Here is a 17753-nt window from a genome sequence, read left to right as displayed (position 1 = left end):
GCAGGATTTTTTTATAAACCGATTTTACAAATCGTAATTAAAGCTATATAAAAAATGACCGCACTTAATACCAATAATTTAAAAGCCAATTTTGGCTTTCTATGATGTAGACGATATAAAATTCGAGCTACTACCGCAAGAATAATAGGATAAATCCAAAAAAATATTGAGAATAAATTAACTTGCCAAGTTTCCAAGCTAGGATTTTTATCAAATGTAGTTGAAAGCAACAGAGCCATCGGACATAACAATACAGGGGCACAAAAAATAGCTAATCCCCAGGAAAATAAACTAAAACCACGAGGCAAAGATTGTCTTGTCATAATTTAAAATTTTACAAATAATAGATAATTACAATATAACAAATACTGTGATTATTAGAAAGTAAGTAGAAATCAATAGACTTGAATAAAATGAAATGGCGCACCCGAAAGGATTCGAACCTTTGACCGCTCGGTTCGTAGCCGAGTACTCTATCCAGCTGAGCTACGGGTGCGTAGATGATGCTTTAATTATTCATAACCAATTTAATAAGATAGAGCCGTTTTAAAATGGCGCACCCGAGAGGATTCGAACCTCTGACCGCTCGGTTCGTAGCCGAGTACTCTATCCAGCTGAGCTACGGGTGCAGAATAAATAAAACAAACAATGGCGGTGAGAGAGGGATTCGAACCCTCGATGGAGCTTTTTAACCCCATACTCCCTTAGCAGGGGAGCGCCTTCAGCCTGCTCGGCCATCTCACCACGATCGGTGTGAGCGGTATAATACGTTTTTTAGAAAATATGTCAAACCATTTTTTGAAAAACGTACCTGTTTGAATATTTTATCTACACATTAAATATATTCTTGAATAAAAATCTACTCATCATTCAAAAATACTAAAATCTTAGATATTGTTTCCCGTCTTAATTCATCTTGCTCAAATAACACCTCATGTTTCGCGTTCAATACAACTTTACACTGAGCATTCGGAAAAAGTGCGGTTAATTTTTCAAGATTTTTGTTATCTACTATTTTTTCTTTTTCGGCTTGTAAAATTAGGATTGGAATTTCAATCTTAGGAATAACTTTCGGCAAACGTTTAATGGCATTCAAACACAAATGTACCCAACGGAACGTTGGTCCGCCAAGATGAATTGCTGGATTCTTACGATTAACACGATTCATCCATTTCATTCTGTTTTTACAGAAACTTAGTTCATTGTATTCCAAGTGGGCTTGTTGATAAGCCCCTTTACCAAAAACATAACGCTCGCTCTGCCCTAACATATTCATTAGGGCAATAATCAGTTCATCTCTAATAGGGTGTTTTAAAGGAATACCGTAAAAAGGCGAAGAAAGCACGGCTTTATTAATGCGATGATCATAATTAGCCAAATAATAGGTTGCAATCAATGCGCCCATTGAATGAGCAAGCAAATGCTGCGTTGAATAGCTGAAAAGTGCGGTTACTTTTTCGATGATTTTCGCCATATCATCGACATAGAAACGAAATTCGTCTAAATGCCCTTTTTCAGAATCCTTCAACAAATGGGTTGAATAGCCTTGACCACGGTGATCAAATAGCAACACATCATAGCCTTGATGATAAAAATCATAAGCTGGCTCTGACCATTTCAACATATTTTCAGCACGACCATTCACTAAAATCATCAATTTTCTATCCGCACTTTTTGCGTGGATTAAATGACGATAAGCGATTTGAACATTATTTTTGCCAGTGAAATATTGCGTTGAAAATTGATTAAAAAAAGGTAACAGTTTGGTAAAGACAAATTGAGTAAAGTAGGATTCTCGATTCATAAGTTTTTAGATGGGATACATCAACGCATACAAAAGAAAGAAAAAGTGCGTGAGATTTTACTTCACGCACTCTGCCAATTATGCAACCAATTGTTTTAAGATACGGCGAACTGGCTCTGCTGCCCCCCATAATAATTGGTCACCCACAGTAAAGGCAGCCAAGTATTCTGGTCCCATTGCCAATTTACGTAAACGACCAACCGGTACGCTTAATGTACCCGTTACTTTAGCTGGCGTTAATTCACGCAATGTACTTTCTTTGTCGTTTGGAATCACTTTCACCCATTCATTATGTGATGCAATAATTTGTTCGATTTCTTCTAATGGTAAGTCTTTTTTCAGTTTAATAGTGAATGCTTGGCTATGGCAACGTAATGCACCAATACGCACACATAAACCATCCACAGGAATTGGATTGTCGCTTAAACCTAAAATTTTGTTGGTTTCTGCATAACCCTTCCATTCTTCTTTAGTTTGTCCGGTTTCTGGAAGAAGTTTGTCAATCCAAGGGATTAAGCTGCCACCTAATGCGGCACCAAAGTTTTCTGTTGGGAAGCTGTCAGCGCGCATTTCAGCGGTGACTTTACGTTCAATGTCTAAAATAGAAGAGGCCGGATCGGCTAATTCTGCGCTTACGGATTTTTCTAATAAACCCATTTGTGAAAGTAATTCACGCATATTTTTTGCGCCAGCACCTGAAGCCGCTTGGTAAGTTGCCACAGAAATCCATTCCACCAAATCTTTTTCAAATAGACCGCCGATAGCCATAAGCATTAAGCTTACGGTACAGTTCCCGCCCACGAAAGTTTTAATGCCTTTTTTCAACCCTTCAGAAATCACATGTTGATTTACCGGATCAAGCACGATAATTGCGTCATCTTTCATGCGTAGTGCAGAAGCGGCATCAACCCAATAACCGTCCCAACCTGTTGCTTTTAATTTTGGATAGACTTCATTGGTGTAATCGCCTCCTTGGCAAGTCACGATAATGTCTAATTTTTTCAGTTCTTCAATATCGAATGCATTTTTAAGTTCGCCTGCATCCTTGCCACCAAATACAGGGGCTTTTTGACCTGCTTGTGAAGTTGTAAAAAATACGGGATTAAGATTCGCAAAATCATTTTCCTGCAACATACGATCCATTAATACGGAACCCACCATTCCGCGCCAGCCGATAAAGCCTACATTTTTCATTATTGTTTCCTTAGTTCGTTGTGTTTAAATAGAATTATTAATTACAAGATAGCGTTAGCAAAATCAAGTATTTTTCATGGAAATTTACATTTTGCGAAAGAAATTAAATAAGAAATAAAAAAGAGCAGTCAATTTAAAAGAAAATTTAATTTGACCGCTCTTTTTCTAGTTATCTACTTCGACACTTATCACACCTTCTTCCGCTTTCAACAATGCATACGCATCTTTCAACATTGTGGAATCAATGGAAAAACAGCGAATTTGTAGCCGCACTTCACCACTACTTTGATCTTTCACCTGTATATGTTCAATACGATACTGATTGTTTACTAACAATTGGGTGACTTTTCCAATACTTTCTGCACTATTGACAAGAATATTGAATTTTGTCCGACGACGTTGTGATTTACGATGAACCCAACGTTGTACCAACGGACTTAATCGAATAGACACCAAAATCATCACCGTCGCAATGACCGCATCAAACACGAAGCCCGCACCAGCGGCAATACCGATCCCCGCAGAAGCCCAAATAATCGCCGCAGTGGTTAAACCTGAAATCGCATCATTTTTCTTATGCAAAATCACTCCTGCACCTAAAAAACCGATGCCGCTAATCACTTGAGCCGCAAGACGCATCGGATCCGTACGAATATTTTCTGAAACTTGCGCATAATGCTCTGCGGCTTGAATCGAAACAATGGTTAGCACACAAGTGGTGACGGCAATAATGGCGCAAGTTTTTACACCCACAGGTTTGCGCTTAAGCTCACGCTCTAAGCCAATAACACTGCCAAGCACCATCGCCAATAGCATTTTGCTAAAAATAATTAAGTGATAAGGATCGAAAAGTGCGGTTAAAAGTAAAGATGAATTTTCCATAATGATAAAAATGAGTACGACATAATCGTCTATTCTACATCACTTAGCTTAAAATCTTTACCCTTCCAAGCCTTTAATTTATCGCCTTTCTTGCGAAAATTGAGTAAAATCTTGCGTTTGAAATTTTATAGAGCGAAAGAACGGTTATTTTTATGCAAAATTCAACCCCAAGCATTGGCTTTGTAAGCCTTGGTTGCCCAAAAAACTTAGTAGATTCTGAACGAATCTTAACGGAACTACGCACCGATGGTTACAATATTGTGCCAAGCTATGAAAATGTTGATTTAGTGATTGTGAACACTTGTGGCTTTATTGATAGTGCCGTGCAGGAATCACTCGAAGCCATTGGCGAAGCATTGGAAGAAAATGGACGCGTCATTGTAACTGGCTGTTTGGGGGCAAAAGAAGACCAAATTCGTGAAGTGCATCCTAAAGTTTTGGAAGTCAGCGGCCCACATAGTTATGAAACAGTGATGGCGCAAGTTCACAAATACGTGCCAAAACCAACACATAGCCCTTACACCAGCTTAGTACCAAAACAAGGCGTAAAACTCACACCAAAACATTATGCCTATTTGAAAATCTCTGAAGGCTGTGATCACCGTTGTACGTTCTGTATTATTCCATCTATGCGTGGTGATTTAGAAAGCCGTTCTATTACGCAAGTTTTAGACGAAGCAAAACGTTTGGCCGAAGCAGGCGTAAAAGAATTACTTGTGGTATCGCAAGATACTTCCGCTTATTCCATGGATTTAAAACGCCAAGAGGGCGGAGTAAAAACGGCTTTCTGGAATGGCATGCCAATTAAAAATGATTTAATGACGCTTTGTAAACAGCTTGGCAAACTTCGCATTTGGGTTCGCTTACATTATGTGTATCCCTATCCGCATGTGGATGATTTAATTCCATTAATGGCTGACGGCACGCTCTTGCCGTATTTAGACATTCCATTACAACACGCCAGCCCGAAAATCTTAAAAGCAATGAAAAGACCGGGCAGTATTGACCGCACTTTAGAACGCATTAAACAATGGCGTGAAATTTGCCCAGATTTAACATTGCGCTCCACCTTTATTGTCGGTTTCCCTGGTGAAACAGAAGAAGATTTCCAATTATTGCTCGATTTCTTAAAAGAAGCTCAACTTGATCGCGTAGGCTGTTTCAAATTCAGCCCCGTTGAAGGCGCACCTGCAACAGAGATGGCTGACCAAGTACCAGAAGATGTGAAAGAAGAACGTTTCCATCGTTTTATGCAATTACAACAGGAAATTTCTGCAAACCGTTTAAAACAAAAAATCGGTAAAACTCTTGATGTATTAGTGGATGAAATTGACGAAGACGGCATTATTGGCCGCTCCAAAGCAGATGCCCCTGAAGTTGACGGGTTAGTTTATGTAGATAATTTAAGCGGAATGAATGTAAAAGTCGGTGACGTGATTAAAGTAACCATCACAAATTCTGATGAATATGATTTGTGGGGAAGTTGTTAAATAATAACAATCTCAACGAAATAAACAAAAAATCCATCTTCGTATTGAAGATGGATTTTTTTATTAACCAAACACTTTTTCTAAGTGTGCTTGGTAGTCTACTAAGTATTGTTCTACTTGAGGATTTTTACGGCTTTCATAATATCTCCCTAAGAATCTAATGCTTTCAGGCAGCCTACTGCCAATTTTACTTTCCTAACAACCCATTTTTCTCCAAATAATCCCGCGCCACGTTTTCCGCGCTTTCGCCTTGCACTTTCACGCGGTAGTTCATCTCACTCATTTCCTCTTCGCTAATTTTTCCCGCCAGTCGGTTAAGTGCGGTCACAATTTGAGAATTTTTCTCGGCAAATTCTGCTTTCATTAGCGGTGCCCCCTGATAAGCAGGAAACAGGGAAATATCATCTTTCAGCAGGCGCAATTGATATTGTTTCAATTCTGCATCGGTGGAAAAGGCTTCCACTAGGTCGATTTTGTCATTCAACAATGCCGTATAACGTAAGGCTGGTTCTAGGCTGACAATATGTTTTAGCGTGATACCAGCTGCCTGCATGCCTTTATAGCCATCCGCTCGATCGGTAAACTCCAGTGAGAAACCGGCTCGGATATCGGACGCAACCTGCTTTAAGTCGCTGATTGTCTTCAGTTGGTGCGATGCACCGTAGCTTTCTTTGACTGCCAACGCATAAGTGTTCTGATAAGACATCGGTGGTAGAAACTCTAACTGATATTGTTCCGCCAATAATTGTTTGCCCCGTTGATAGGTTTCATCTGGCGACAGATGGCGGTTCTTCTGTTCAGGTGGTACTTGCACTAAGGCTTCCAGCACGGTGCCAGTGAATTCGGGGTAAATGTCGATTTCACCACTATTTAGTGCGTTAAACAGGAAGGTGGTTTTACCAAAATTAGGTTTGACTGTGACTTTCACATTCGGATTTTCTCGTTCAATCAAGAATTTATACATATTAATCAGAATATCCGGCTCACTCCCCATTTTGCCGGCAATCACCACGTTTTTTGTGGCAGGCGTAAATGAAATCTGCGAGAGACCGAGTGCGCCTAAGCCCACCGCCAATGCAAGAATAATCGGCAACTTGCGTCGCGATTTCTGTAACAGCCCGATAATGCCACTTACGCCGACAGCTAGTAACGCGGAGAGCAGTGCACCGGTAAACGTCATCGTCATGTTGTTTCGGTCGATGCCGAGCAGAATCAGGTTACCCAAGCCGCCTGCGCCAATTAACGCAGCCAGTGTTGCCGTGCCGACAATCAACACTGCCGCCGTGCGGATGCCGGAAATCATGGCAGGCAGCGCCATAGGGAGCTCAATCCGCCATAGCGACTGCCAACGCGATAGCCCGAATGCGGTGTATGCATCTTGAATCGATTGGTCGATTTGGGTCAGTCCCAAATAGGTATTTTGAAAAATCGGCAACAGTGCGTATAGCGTGAGAGCAATCAAGACGGGCGGAGATCCAATGCCGACAAACGGGATCAGTAAACCCAATAGCGCCAAAGACGGGATAGTTTGCAATATATTGGTGAACTGCAATACCGCTTCCGCTGCCCGCTGTCTGCGCGCAAACAACACGGCGGTAGGCACCGCAATCGCTACTGCCGCGAGCAAAGCCAGTCCGGAAAGCCATAAATGCGTAAGCAGCATTTGCCAGAGTTCGGCGAGCGTAACGTTTAGGGATGAGAACATAGTTTTAAATTTTATGGTTAGTACGTTGAATAATAGATGTTTATGTTTGCTTTACAGCAAGGTGTTAGCGCCTTGAAAGAGGTTTCAGACAGCCTTCACCATCATAACACTGCCCTTCTCACAGCTTCCTGTCCCTGTTTATCCAACCGTAAGAATTGGTGGATGATGCGTTCGGCATCCGGTGCGTCGGCGGTGGAAAACAGCGATTGCACATAATCATTTGCTGGCTGCTTTTTGATTTCTTCAGACGTTCCGATTTGCACCAGTTTGCCATTATGCATAACCCCGATACGGCAAGCGAGTTTGACGGCTTCCTGCATATCGTGGGTAACGAAAACGATAGTGGTGCCAAATTTTTGGTGAATCATAGCAATTTGGTCCTGCAGCACGGTACGTACTAGTGGGTCAAGCGCAGAAAACGGTTCGTCCATCAGCAGTACTTGGGGTTTGGCAGCAATGGAGCGCAAAATGCCGATGCGCTGCTGTTCACCGCCGGAAAGTTCGTGCGGATAGCGGTCGCGATAGTGCGCAGGATCAAGCTCCACCAACTCCAATAATTCATTCACACGCGTTTTGCGTTCTGCTTTCGGCCAGCCCAGTACGTCTGGCATGAGTTCGATGTTTTCCGCCACAGTCATAGTGGGAAAAAGCGCTATTTGCTGCAATACGTAACCAATTTGGTGGCGGAGCTGGCGGATGTCGTAGTCTTTAATCCGTTTGCCGTGCAGATAAACGTTGCCGTCTGTCGGTTCAATTAGCGCGTTAATCATGCGTAACGTGGTAGATTTACCACTACCCGAACCGCCTACCAACACGAAAAATTCACCCTGATAAATGGTCAAATCCAAATCGTGCACAGCATATTTGCCATCATACTGCTTGCCTGCTCCACGAAATTCAATAAACGGGACAAGATTATTTTGCATATTGTGCCTTTACTACATCTTCAAAATTAAGCAGTGTGCGTCCCAATAACTGTGGCAGGTCATCTGAAACGGCGGCAAGTTCGCCTTTGGCAATGGCGGTGTAGGTGGAAACCCAGGCTTCAATCTGCCAATCGGGTGTGTCAGAATATTCAGCTTTGCGGCTGGCGAAGGCTTCTTCCACGGTTTCATTGTGGTAGCGGTGCGGTTTGCCGGTGATTTCGGTTAAGACAGCAGCTATTTCAGCAAAACTTAATGATTGGGAACCGGTCAGCGTGTAGGTCTGATTGTCGTGGCGGTGGTTGCCACATGCGATGTCAGCGATGACGTTTGCCGCCGCTTGGGCGACATCGCGCTGCGAAACGCAGGCAACGCGCCCATCGTCGGCTGGGCCCGCGATGATGCCGTCTGCGTTAGCAATCGTTGCCATCATCTCGCTGTAAAAATTGTCGCGCAGAAAGGTGTAGCGCATATTCGTTTGCCGGATCGCATTTTCGGTAACCGCATGGGTACGCGCCAACGTGAAGGTGCTGTCCAACGCCGCCTGTGCAAAAGAGAGATAGACCATGTGTTTCACACCCGCTTCCGAAGCAGCCTGCACCAAAGTCAAATGCTCCTGTTCGCGCGTCGGGCTTTCGGCGGCGGACACCATAAACAGCACGTCCACCCCGTTTAACGCCTGCTTAGCAAGCTCCAAATCGCCATAAGCAAACCGCCGCGCCTCGCAGTTCATCAGTTCGGGAGCTTTGGCTGGGTTGCGCAGCGGCAGAATTAGCGGAAGGCTGAGTGAGTTGAGGTATCGGGCGACCATACCGCCGATATTACCGCTGGAACCAGTGATGGCGATTTTCATGAGGAACTCCTTGGGGAACTGTGTAGATATAAGATAAGGGTAACTGAAAAAGTGGCTTTAGGGTAGTAGGAATTTTGCAGTCAGGCATAACAACTCTCAATTGGCCATATTTTCTATCAATGGTGTAGCATCACCGAAAAGTAATACCGCCAACCCCATATCGGCACAAGCATATTCTCGTGCCACCAACGAGAAATCATGACCACATGGAGCATTTCCTGCCGTTGATTAAAATAAAAAATATTCGGAATTTATCTGAATTTCATCCCTAAATAGATCGTGGAAGAACAGTTTTTGAATAACAAATACAAAAGTGAGGTCAAATTTTTAGGTGTTTTTGCAAATCTTCCTAAAAACTTGACCGCTTGTTTTATCTAAACTCGGCCTACTCACTTTCCCTCTCCCCATCAGGAAGTTTGATGCGGAGAAAATAAAAAAGGTGAGCCCAAATACTCACCTTCTAAACTAATAGTTTGTAATTAACCAAATACTTTTTCCAAGTGTGCTTGGTAGTCTGCCAAGTATTGTTCTACTTGTGGATTTTTAATCACATCGTTACACAAGAATGTCGGCAGACGGGTCAAACCGATGAACTCGTTGAGTTTGTGGAAGTGCATGTATAAAACATCTACACCTTTGCCTTCGAAGAAGTCACCTTCGCGGGTGAACGCTTCAATAGGGGCATTCCACGTAAGCGAAAGCATGTGTTTTTTGCCTTGCAACAAGCCACCTGTGCCGTAGCCTTCAGTCGGATTGACACGATGGCGACCATCACTGTGGTAAAGCTTGCCGTGTCCGCTGGTTAATACTTCGTCTATGTATTTTTTCACTGTCCAAGGTTCGTGCATCCACCAGCCTGGCATCTGCCAAATCACCGCATCCATCCACAAGAACTTTTCGATTTCTGCCTCAACATCATAGCCGGCATCAATCACAGTTTCTTTTACATTGTGTCCAAGTGCGGTCAAAACTTCTTTCGCTTTTTTGTGAAGTGTATGGTTTAACTCACCATGCGAATGTCCGAAATTTTTACCACCGTCTAATAATAAAATATTCATTTTTTTGCTCCTAAAACAATGATCCAAAGAGGACTTTATTATGCTGTTTTACTTTATACTTAAAAAGTGCAAAAATAAAAAAACTCTTTTGCGTTAAACAGAATAATAAAATGAAAACAACTTCTGAAGAATTAACGGTATTTGTACAAGTAGTCGAAAATGGCAGTTTCAGCCGTGCAGCAGAGCAGCTAGCGATGGCAAATTCTGCGGTAAGCCGTGTGGTGAAAAGGCTAGAAGAAAAATTAGGCGTTAACCTAATCAACCGCACTACGCGACAGCTAAGACTAACAGAAGAAGGTTCGCAATATTTTCGCCGAGTACAGAAAATTCTACAAGAAATGGCCGCAGCTGAGGCTGAAATGTTGGCGGTGCACGAAGTCCCACAAGGCGTACTACGCGTAGATTCTGCCATGCCGATGGTGCTACATCTGCTTGTGCCATTGGCTGCGAAATTCAACGAACGCTATCCGCATATCCAACTTTCGCTCGTTTCTTCCGAAGGCTATATCAATCTGATTGAACGCAAAGTCGATATAGCTTTACGAGCTGGAGAATTGGACGATTCTGGGTTACGTGCTCGTCATCTGTTTGATAGCCACTTCCGCGTAGTCGCCAGTCCAGACTACTTGGCAAAACACGGCACCCCACAATCAACTGAAGCGCTTGCCAACCATCAATGTTTAGGCTTCACTGAGCCCAGTTCACTAAATACATGGGCAGTTTTAGATGCTCAAGGGAATCCCTATAAAATCTCACCGCACTTTACCGCCAGCAGCGGTGAAATTTTACGGTCATTGTGCCTTTCAGGTTGTGGTATTGCTTGCTTATCAGATTTTTTGGTAGACAATGACATCGCTGAAGGAAAATTAATTCCCTTACTTACTGAACAAACCTCCAATAAAACGCTCCCCTTCAATGCTGTTTACTACAGCGATAAAGCCGTTAATCTTCGCCTACGTGTATTTTTAGACTTTTTAGTAGAAGAGCTAAGGGGATAATTAAAATTCATAAGCATCGAATTTTAACGTCAATTTGCAAAAATACTTTAAAACCTGACCGCACTTTTCCTCCTGTCTTTTCATTTCGAGCTAGATTTTCTAACTTCCTTTCAAAATCGCCCTTAATCGATCAAGTTGGTTTTGTGTTTTTTCCTGTTTTTGCTCGGTGGTTAGTTTTGGTTTATCACGTTCCCACAGCACATCGTCATTGGGTAATTCAGCTAAAAATCTGCTGGGTTCTGGGCGAACTAATTCACCATATTGACGGCGCTCACGACATAAGGAAAAAGTGAGTTCTTTTTGCGCTCTTGTAATGCCTACATAAGCCAAGCGGCGTTCTTCTTCCACGTTGTCTTCATCAATGCTAGTTTGGTGAGGCAAAATGCCTTCTTCCATACCGATCAAATAAACATAAGGAAATTCCAATCCTTTAGATGCGTGCAATGTCATCAGTTGAACTTGATCGCTCTCATCATCGTCTTCGCCTCGCTCTAACATATCGCGCAATGTCAGGCGGGTTACTACTTGATTAAGGTTCATTGGCTCATTGGTTTCATCGCCTTTTAACATATCCGCAACCCAGTCAAATAGCGTGGCAACATTCTTACTTTGCATTTCTGCCGCTTTAGGGCTTGTCGCGTATTCGTACAAATATTCTTCATAATGAATCGCGGATAACATAGAACGTACCGCACGTTCTGGTTCAGAACGTTGAATTTCATCATTAAGTTCTACAATCCAACGGCCAAATTTTTGCAATGAATCATAGGCTTTTGGTGTGATGCGTTGAATAAGCTCAAACTCAAAAATAGCCTCAAACAAACTGATGTGCTTTTCTTGAGCCAACTCACCAAGTTTTTGTAACGTTGCGGTGCCAATTTCACGTTTTGGCGTATTCACAATACGCAGGAATGCTGCGTCATCATCTTGATTCACCACCAAGCGCAAATACGCCATCATATCTTTAATTTCTGCACGGGAGAAAAAAGAAGTACCACCCGAAATTTTGTAAGGAATACGGTTTTGCATCAGTACTTTTTCGAGTAATCTGGATTGATGATTGCCTCGATACAAAATCGCATAATCTTTATATTTGGTTTTACGGCTAAAACGATGGGCGATCAGCTCGGCGACAATCCGCTCGGCTTCGTGTTCTTCATTTTTTGCTTCGATAACAAGCAATTTCTCCCCTTCACCAATAGTTGAAAAAAGTTTCTTATCAAACACGTGCTCATTGTTATCAATCAAAATATTGGCGCAATGCAAAATACGTTGGGTTGAACGATAATTTTGCTCTAGCTTAATCACTTGCAAACGAGGGAAATCATCGCGTAAACGCACCATATTTTCTGGTCGTGCGCCACGCCACGAATAAATAGACTGGTCATCATCGCCCACCACGGTGAAACAGGCACGCTCACCCACTAAAAGTTTAATCAGTTCATATTGACTGGTGTTGGTGTCTTGATATTCATCCACCAACAAATAACGAATTTTTGCCTGCCATTTTGACCGCACTTCTTCATTTTGCTTGAACAACAATGTCGGCAACATAATTAAATCATCAAAATCAAGGGCATTGTAAGCTCGAATTTGTGTGGCATAACGCTCATAACATTTTGCAAAAGTTTGATATTTTGCATCACGCGCCAACGCAAATGCCTGTTTTGGCGAAATCAAATCGTTCTTCCAGTTAGAAATCACTGAAATTAACTCACGCAATAAATCCTTATCTTCTTTTAACACATCAGCGGTTAGCTCTTTTAACAACGCAAATTGATCATGTTCATCAAACAAGGTCATATTTGATTTAAAGCCAAGAGCTTTATATTCGCGTTTAATAATGTCAAAACCGAGCGTATGAAAAGTGGAAACAAGCAAGCCTTTAGATTGCTCTTTGCCAATGGAATGTGCTACACGCTCTTTCATCTCGCGTGCGGCTTTGTTAGTGAAAGTCACTGCGGCAATTTGTTTCGGAGAATAACCGCACTTTTCAATTAAATGGGCAATTTTATTAATGATTACGCGAGTTTTGCCTGAGCCAGCGCCAGCAAGTACAAGGCAAGGGCCTGTCACATATTCAACGGCTTGTTGTTGTTGAGGATTGAGTTTCATAAGAATTATTGAGCCCACGCATAGGGCAGTAATACGGTGTCTAATAAAAATGAGAGGGGCAAATCTAAGATTGGCAATCCCCATTGTTGGGCCATTTCAAGATCATAAGCAGCCCCTGCATAGGCGGTATATTTTTCTGTTGGATCGATAAGTTTGACCACGGAACCGCAACCAGATAAAGCGATAAGTGCGGTCAAAAAAATAAAGGTTTTTATCATCATGCTTTTAACGCATTCAACACTGGCACAGGAACTAGCTCAGCGACATCACCGCCATGCAAATAAATTTCACGCACAATGGTGGAAGAAACAAACGCCCATTTTTCTGCTGGTGGGAAAAACAGACTGTCTACGCCTTTTGTGAGTAAATGATTAAGGGCGGCTAATTGAAGTTCATATTCAAAATCTGTTGTCGTGCGTACGCCGCGAATAATGGCGGAAATATTGTGCTGTTTAATCACATTGGCCAACAAATCAGAGAAGCCAAAAACCTCCACATTGGATAAATGTGCAACAGACTGACGCACAAGTTCTACGCGCTCATCCAACGAAAATAACGGCTTTTTACTTGGGCTATTCGCCACCGCTACTAAAACACGAGGAAAAATCACCGCACTTCTTTCAATAATGTCTAAATGACCGTTCGTAATCGGGTCAAAAGTACCGGGATAAATCACGCTCGTCATACATTGCGCTCCAAATAAGGTTTTAATAAATCTAACAAACGCTGTAATGCCCCTCGGTTTTCCATCAGCACCTCATAGCCAGCATTGCCTAAACGCTCACTCGCCTCTTTTGAATTTAATAAGGCTTCTACCGCGCGTTCCAAAGCATCTGCGGTTGAATTAACTTCCAAAACACCTTGTACTTCCACCAGCATTCGGAATATCTCAGGGAAATTGAAAGTATGCTTGCCGGTAATCACTGGCATTTTAAATGCAAGAGGTTCCAGTGGATTATGTCCACCATGTTTCACAAGGCTTCCACCCACAAAAGCAATATCTGAAACACCATACATCAACATCAGTTCGCCCATGCTATCGCCTAAAATCACTTGGGTGTTTTCATTTGGTAACTCATTTGTCGAACGGCGAATAAATTGGAATTTTTCTTTTTTAAGTAAATCTGCCACCATATTAAAACGCTCTGGATGGCGCGGAACGAGCAATAACAATAAATTTGGGTATTTTTCCAATAATTGGCGATGTGTTTGTAAGATAATTTGCTCTTCTCCTTCATGGGTGCTCGCAGCAATCCAAATCGGACGATTTTTTACCCAAAGTGCTCGTAAAGCATCAATTTTTTCACGTAACTCATCAGTGATGGAAAGATCATATTTAATATTGCCCGTCACCTTCAATTTATCTTTGCGATAACCTAAATCCAAATAACGATTGCTACTAATGTGGTCTTGAGGTGCAATTAAATCAATTTGTGAAAACATATTTTGCAAATGCGGTTTAATTTTTCCATAACGGCGCGCTGAACGAGCAGACAAGCGTGCATTTGCCACCATAAAAGGAATGTCACGGTGATAAAATTGTTGAATTAAATTTGGCCAAAGTTCAGTTTCAATCACAATACAAAGTTTTGGTTGAACAAAGTCAATAAAACGATTAATGGCGCAAGGTATGTCGTAAGGCAAATAGCAATGGAAAACGCTATCGCCAAAAGCCGCTTTGACACGATCAGAACCCGTAGGGGTGACCGTAGTGAAAGTAATCGGTAAGTGCGGGTAATTTTGTTGGAGTTTTTGCACGAGTTGCGTAGCAGCAATAACCTCGCCCACTGATGCCGCATGAATAACGATACCACCAGCCTTAGGTGGTGTCAGTGAGGCATAAAAACCATAACGCTCACCAAGCCTTTTTCGGTAATTCGGTGCCTTAAATCCGCGTAGCCACATAAAGAGCAGCACTAGCGGTTGAATCAGATACATCAAGCTCGTATAAAAAAAACGCCACATAAATGAAATTCGGTTATACTTAAAAAAATTTCGGCTAGTATAGCAAAAAAAGGATTGAAAATATGCCTACAATTAGCGTTGCGATGATTGTAAAAAATGAAGCACAAGACCTCGCCAATTGCTTAGACACCGTAAAAGATTGGGTGGATGAAATTATCATTCTAGATTCTGGTAGCACAGATAACACTAAAGAAATTGCGCTCAGTTATGGGGCGAAATTCTATGAAAATAGCCTATGGCCGGGCTTTGGTAAACAACGCCAATTAGCCCAACAATATGTAACCAGTGATTATATACTCTGGTTAGATGCAGATGAACGCGTTACACCCAAGCTACAACAGGCTATCTTAAGTGCGGTTAAAAATGATCGAGAAAATACCGTTTATGAAATTCCACGAGTTAGTGAAGTATTTGGACGTGAAATTCGTCATTCAGGCTGGTATCCCGATTATGTGGTTCGCCTCTATCGCACAAACTATGCGCAATATAACGACTCACTTGTACATGAAAAAGTCGAATTTCCAGCTGAGACAAAAGTAGAAAAATTAACTGGTGATTTAGAGCATTTCACTTATAAAAGTATCCATCATTATCTAGTGAAATCAGCAGGTTATGCAAAAGCCTGGGCAGACCAACGCCGAGCTAAAGGAAAAAAAGCCACACTTTGGCAAGGAATCACGCATGCACTCGGTTGTTTTGTGAAGATGTATTTGTTAAAAGCGGGTTTTTTAGATGGCAAACAAGGATTTTTATTAGCGGTGTTATCGGCGCATTCAACCTTTGTAAAATACGCCGATTTATGGGAGCACGATCAGCATAAACACTAGCGAGTTTTGCAAGAACAATCATTTAAATGATCGTCCACCAGCCCCATAGACTGCATAAATGCATAGCACGTGGTTTCGCCAACAAAGACGAAACCACGTTTTTTTAAGGCTTTAGAAAGTGCTTTAGATGCTTCTGTTTTAACAGGCACAGTTCGCAAATCAGGCACATCATTGACAATCGGTTTATGATTCACAAATGACCAAATAAAATCACTGAAATTTTCACCGCACTTTTCCATCGCCAAATAAGCTTTAGCATTTTTGACAATGGCCTCTAACTTGGCTCGATGGCGAATTAATCCTGCATTTCTCATACAAGCATCAATATCAAGTCCAGTCATTTTTGCAATTCTTTTCGGATCAAATTGATTAAAGGCTGCACGGTAAGATTCACGTTTTTTCAAAACCGTAATCCACGAAAGCCCCGCTTGCTGCCCTTCCAAACAGATTTTTTCAAATAGCTTTTGGCTGTCGAATTCAGGCTTTCCCCATTCCTTGTCATGATAATCAATATAAATAGGTTGTTCGCCAACCCAAGGGCATCGAATAATCATAACATCTCCTTTTTAAGCTGTTTATAAACCGCCACAAAATCTGGCATTACACCTCGCCATAAATGAAAAGAATGTGCTGCTTGCGCGACCAACATTCCAAAGCCATCGCTAACGTTGGTTAAGCCTAAACGTTTGCATAATGCGATAAATGGCGTGTCTGCTCCTTTCGCATATTGCATATCGTAAAAAGCGGAGCCTAATTTTAAAATTTCACCATTAACTGGGGCAATTCCACCACTTAATCCAGCGGAAGTTGCATTAATCACCAAATCATAAGTTTGTAGCGGAATAGCATCCATTGAGGCAGCTTGAATATTGCCGTAAAGCTGAAATCTTTCGGCTAATTCTTTGGCTTTCGAAAAAGTGCGGTTGGCAAGGAGAATATTTTGTTGAGCTTGTAAAAGTGGCAATAATACACCTTTTGTTGCTCCGCCTGCTCCTAGAATTAATATGCGTTGATTTGGATGAAGCCAATTCAAACGTTGTAAATCCGTTACCAAACCAATCCCATCAGTGTTATCCGCATAAAGTTTTCCATCATCGAGTTTTTTTAGCGTATTACAGGCTTCCGCCAATTTTGCTCGTTGGCTATATTCGTCTGCCAGCTGGTAGGCACGTTCTTTAAAAGGCGAAGTAATATTGCAACCTTTCGCACCATCCTCAAAAAATGCCAAAAGCTGTTGTTCAAAAACATCAAGATCACCTAATTTTGCAATATATTCCATAGTCTGATGGGTTTGCGCGGCTAACTGACGTTGAATTAATGGCGATTTACTTTGCGCAATTGGATTGCCCCACACAGCATAAAGATCCATAAATTATCCCTGTCTAAAAAGTTGATTTGTGCGCAAGTCTCGAATTTCGGATGGATTGAGCGCCCCGCCAACCATTTCATCCAATACAGGAAAATCTGCACCGAATTGTGACCGCACTTCATCGGCTGTGCGGCAAGGTGATTCACCAGTCAAATTTGCGCTAGTCGAAGTTAATGCAAACCCCGTGAGTTCACATAAGACTTTCACAGAAAGATGATCGCACAAACGTACTGCGATGCTATCAAATTTGCCTGTGAGAAAATGCGAGATTGTTGATTTTGCTGGCACAATCCAAGTTGTTGGACGTTCATATTTACCTTGCAGGCGAGAAAGCTGCTCATCATTAATCTGCTCAAAATCAACAAAAGGACGGAAAAAATCCAAGCTAGGTGCTACTAAAATCAACCCTTTTTCCACTGGACGTTGCTTCAAATCAAGTAATTTTTTTACCGCACTTTCACTTTGCGGATTACAGCCCAATCCAAATACAGCTTCAGTGGGATAAGCAACTACTTGATTTTGTCGAAGAGCCTCGGCGATTTGTTCTCTATTCATTTCACTCTTTTACTT

The 17753-nt window shown here is 41.9% G+C and carries 18 protein-coding genes and 3 tRNA genes; 3 read left to right on the top strand and 18 right to left on the bottom strand.

Annotation, left to right across the window (positions count from 1 at the left end; genetic code table 11):
- Window positions 1–11: 11 nt before the first annotated feature.
- The 7 genes from A9501_RS07965 to A9501_RS07935 form a co-directional block, all read right to left on the bottom strand.
- On the bottom strand, window positions 12–323 hold the full coding sequence (locus A9501_RS07965) for a DUF5389 family protein (protein WP_065265519.1): 312 nt from the start codon (window positions 321–323) through the stop codon (window positions 12–14).
- Between the two features lie 96 nt (window positions 324–419).
- Window positions 420–496, bottom strand: a tRNA-Arg gene (locus tag A9501_RS07960).
- Between the two features lie 56 nt (window positions 497–552).
- A tRNA-Arg gene (locus A9501_RS07955) sits at window positions 553–629 on the bottom strand.
- 20 nt (window positions 630–649) lie between these two features.
- Window positions 650–744, bottom strand: a tRNA-Ser gene (locus tag A9501_RS07950).
- Window positions 745–859: 115 nt separating this feature from the next.
- A complete protein-coding gene (locus A9501_RS07945) occupies window positions 860–1804 on the bottom strand; it encodes an alpha/beta fold hydrolase (protein ID WP_048953344.1) in 945 nt (314 codons plus the stop codon).
- 78 nt (window positions 1805–1882) lie between these two features.
- Complete coding sequence (gene asd / locus A9501_RS07940) at window positions 1883–2998, bottom strand: aspartate-semialdehyde dehydrogenase (RefSeq protein ID WP_048953345.1); 1116 nt, start codon at window positions 2996–2998, stop codon at window positions 1883–1885.
- A 165-nt stretch (window positions 2999–3163) separates the two neighbouring features.
- Entirely contained in the window at window positions 3164–3880 is a 717-nt protein-coding gene (locus A9501_RS07935) for an MgtC/SapB family protein (RefSeq protein WP_048953346.1), read from the bottom strand.
- Window positions 3881–4032: 152 nt separating this feature from the next.
- Here A9501_RS07935 and rimO point away from each other — a divergent pair, with 152 nt between their 5' ends.
- Complete coding sequence (rimO, locus tag A9501_RS07930) at window positions 4033–5370, top strand: 30S ribosomal protein S12 methylthiotransferase RimO (RefSeq protein ID WP_048953347.1); 1338 nt, start codon at window positions 4033–4035, stop codon at window positions 5368–5370.
- A 187-nt stretch (window positions 5371–5557) separates the two neighbouring features.
- On the opposite strand, the gene A9501_RS07925 is transcribed toward rimO, so the two are convergent.
- The 4 genes from A9501_RS07925 to A9501_RS07910 all read right to left on the bottom strand — a co-directional run bounded on the left by A9501_RS07925 (window position 5558) and on the right by A9501_RS07910 (window position 9909).
- Window positions 5558–7075: an ABC transporter permease/substrate-binding protein gene (locus A9501_RS07925; RefSeq protein WP_065265518.1), complete on the bottom strand. Its 1518-nt coding sequence runs from the start codon at window positions 7073–7075 to the stop codon at window positions 5558–5560.
- Window positions 7076–7176: 101 nt separating this feature from the next.
- Window positions 7177–8001: an ABC transporter ATP-binding protein gene (locus tag A9501_RS07920; RefSeq protein ID WP_065265517.1), complete on the bottom strand. Its 825-nt coding sequence runs from the start codon at window positions 7999–8001 to the stop codon at window positions 7177–7179.
- On the bottom strand, window positions 7991–8851 hold the full coding sequence (locus A9501_RS07915; RefSeq protein WP_065265516.1) for an SDR family oxidoreductase: 861 nt from the start codon (window positions 8849–8851) through the stop codon (window positions 7991–7993). The genes A9501_RS07920 and A9501_RS07915 overlap by 11 nt, the downstream gene beginning before the upstream one ends.
- Window positions 8852–9330: 479 nt before the next feature.
- Entirely contained in the window at window positions 9331–9909 is a 579-nt protein-coding gene (locus A9501_RS07910) for an NAD(P)H-dependent oxidoreductase (RefSeq protein ID WP_065265515.1), read from the bottom strand.
- 110 nt (window positions 9910–10019) lie between these two features.
- Between A9501_RS07910 and yafC the strand changes: the two genes are divergently transcribed.
- Window positions 10020–10907, top strand: coding sequence for a DNA-binding transcriptional regulator YafC (gene yafC / locus A9501_RS07905; protein WP_065265514.1), 888 nt, complete (start codon window positions 10020–10022; stop codon window positions 10905–10907).
- A 99-nt stretch (window positions 10908–11006) separates the two neighbouring features.
- Here yafC and rep read toward each other — a convergent pair whose 3' ends face one another.
- The 4 genes from rep to waaA are packed head-to-tail and all read right to left on the bottom strand — an operon-like array spanning window position 11007 to window position 14987.
- Window positions 11007–13022, bottom strand: a complete 2016-nt coding sequence (rep, locus tag A9501_RS07900; protein ID WP_065265513.1) for a DNA helicase Rep — start codon at window positions 13020–13022, stop codon at window positions 11007–11009.
- 5 nt (window positions 13023–13027) lie between these two features.
- A complete protein-coding gene (locus A9501_RS07895; RefSeq protein WP_005644190.1) occupies window positions 13028–13240 on the bottom strand; it encodes a YceK/YidQ family lipoprotein in 213 nt (70 codons plus the stop codon).
- Window positions 13240–13707 (bottom strand): pantetheine-phosphate adenylyltransferase, encoded by a 468-nt coding sequence (gene coaD / locus A9501_RS07890; protein ID WP_065265512.1) that lies wholly within the window; start codon window positions 13705–13707, stop codon window positions 13240–13242. The genes A9501_RS07895 and coaD overlap by 1 nt, the downstream gene beginning before the upstream one ends.
- On the bottom strand, window positions 13704–14987 hold the full coding sequence (gene waaA, locus A9501_RS07885; protein WP_065265511.1) for a lipid IV(A) 3-deoxy-D-manno-octulosonic acid transferase: 1284 nt from the start codon (window positions 14985–14987) through the stop codon (window positions 13704–13706). Before waaA ends, coaD begins: the two co-directional genes overlap by 4 nt.
- 62 nt (window positions 14988–15049) lie before the next feature.
- Between waaA and A9501_RS07880 the strand changes: the two genes are divergently transcribed.
- Window positions 15050–15814: a glycosyltransferase family 2 protein gene (locus tag A9501_RS07880; RefSeq protein WP_065265510.1), complete on the top strand. Its 765-nt coding sequence runs from the start codon at window positions 15050–15052 to the stop codon at window positions 15812–15814.
- Here the strand turns inward: A9501_RS07880 and A9501_RS07875 are convergent.
- Genes A9501_RS07875 through A9501_RS07865 form a run of 3 tightly spaced genes read right to left on the bottom strand, consistent with a single transcriptional unit; the run spans window position 15811 to window position 17738 of the window.
- Window positions 15811–16368 (bottom strand): DNA-3-methyladenine glycosylase I, encoded by a 558-nt coding sequence (locus A9501_RS07875; protein ID WP_065265509.1) that lies wholly within the window; start codon window positions 16366–16368, stop codon window positions 15811–15813. The two genes, A9501_RS07880 and A9501_RS07875, sit on opposite strands and share 4 nt — an antisense overlap.
- A complete protein-coding gene (gene aroE / locus A9501_RS07870) occupies window positions 16365–17183 on the bottom strand; it encodes a shikimate dehydrogenase (protein WP_065265508.1) in 819 nt (272 codons plus the stop codon). The genes A9501_RS07875 and aroE overlap by 4 nt, the downstream gene beginning before the upstream one ends.
- A gap of 3 nt (window positions 17184–17186) precedes the next feature.
- Entirely contained in the window at window positions 17187–17738 is a 552-nt protein-coding gene (locus A9501_RS07865) for a Sua5/YciO/YrdC/YwlC family protein (protein WP_065265507.1), read from the bottom strand.
- Between the last annotated feature and the right edge of the window lie 15 nt (window positions 17739–17753).

Origin of the sequence: Haemophilus sp. CCUG 66565, assembly GCF_001679495.1 — a bacterium.
In the GTDB taxonomy this organism is placed as follows: Bacteria; Pseudomonadota; Gammaproteobacteria; order Enterobacterales; family Pasteurellaceae; genus Haemophilus; species Haemophilus haemolyticus_K.
This window is presented reverse-complemented; position numbering and strand designations above follow the sequence as displayed.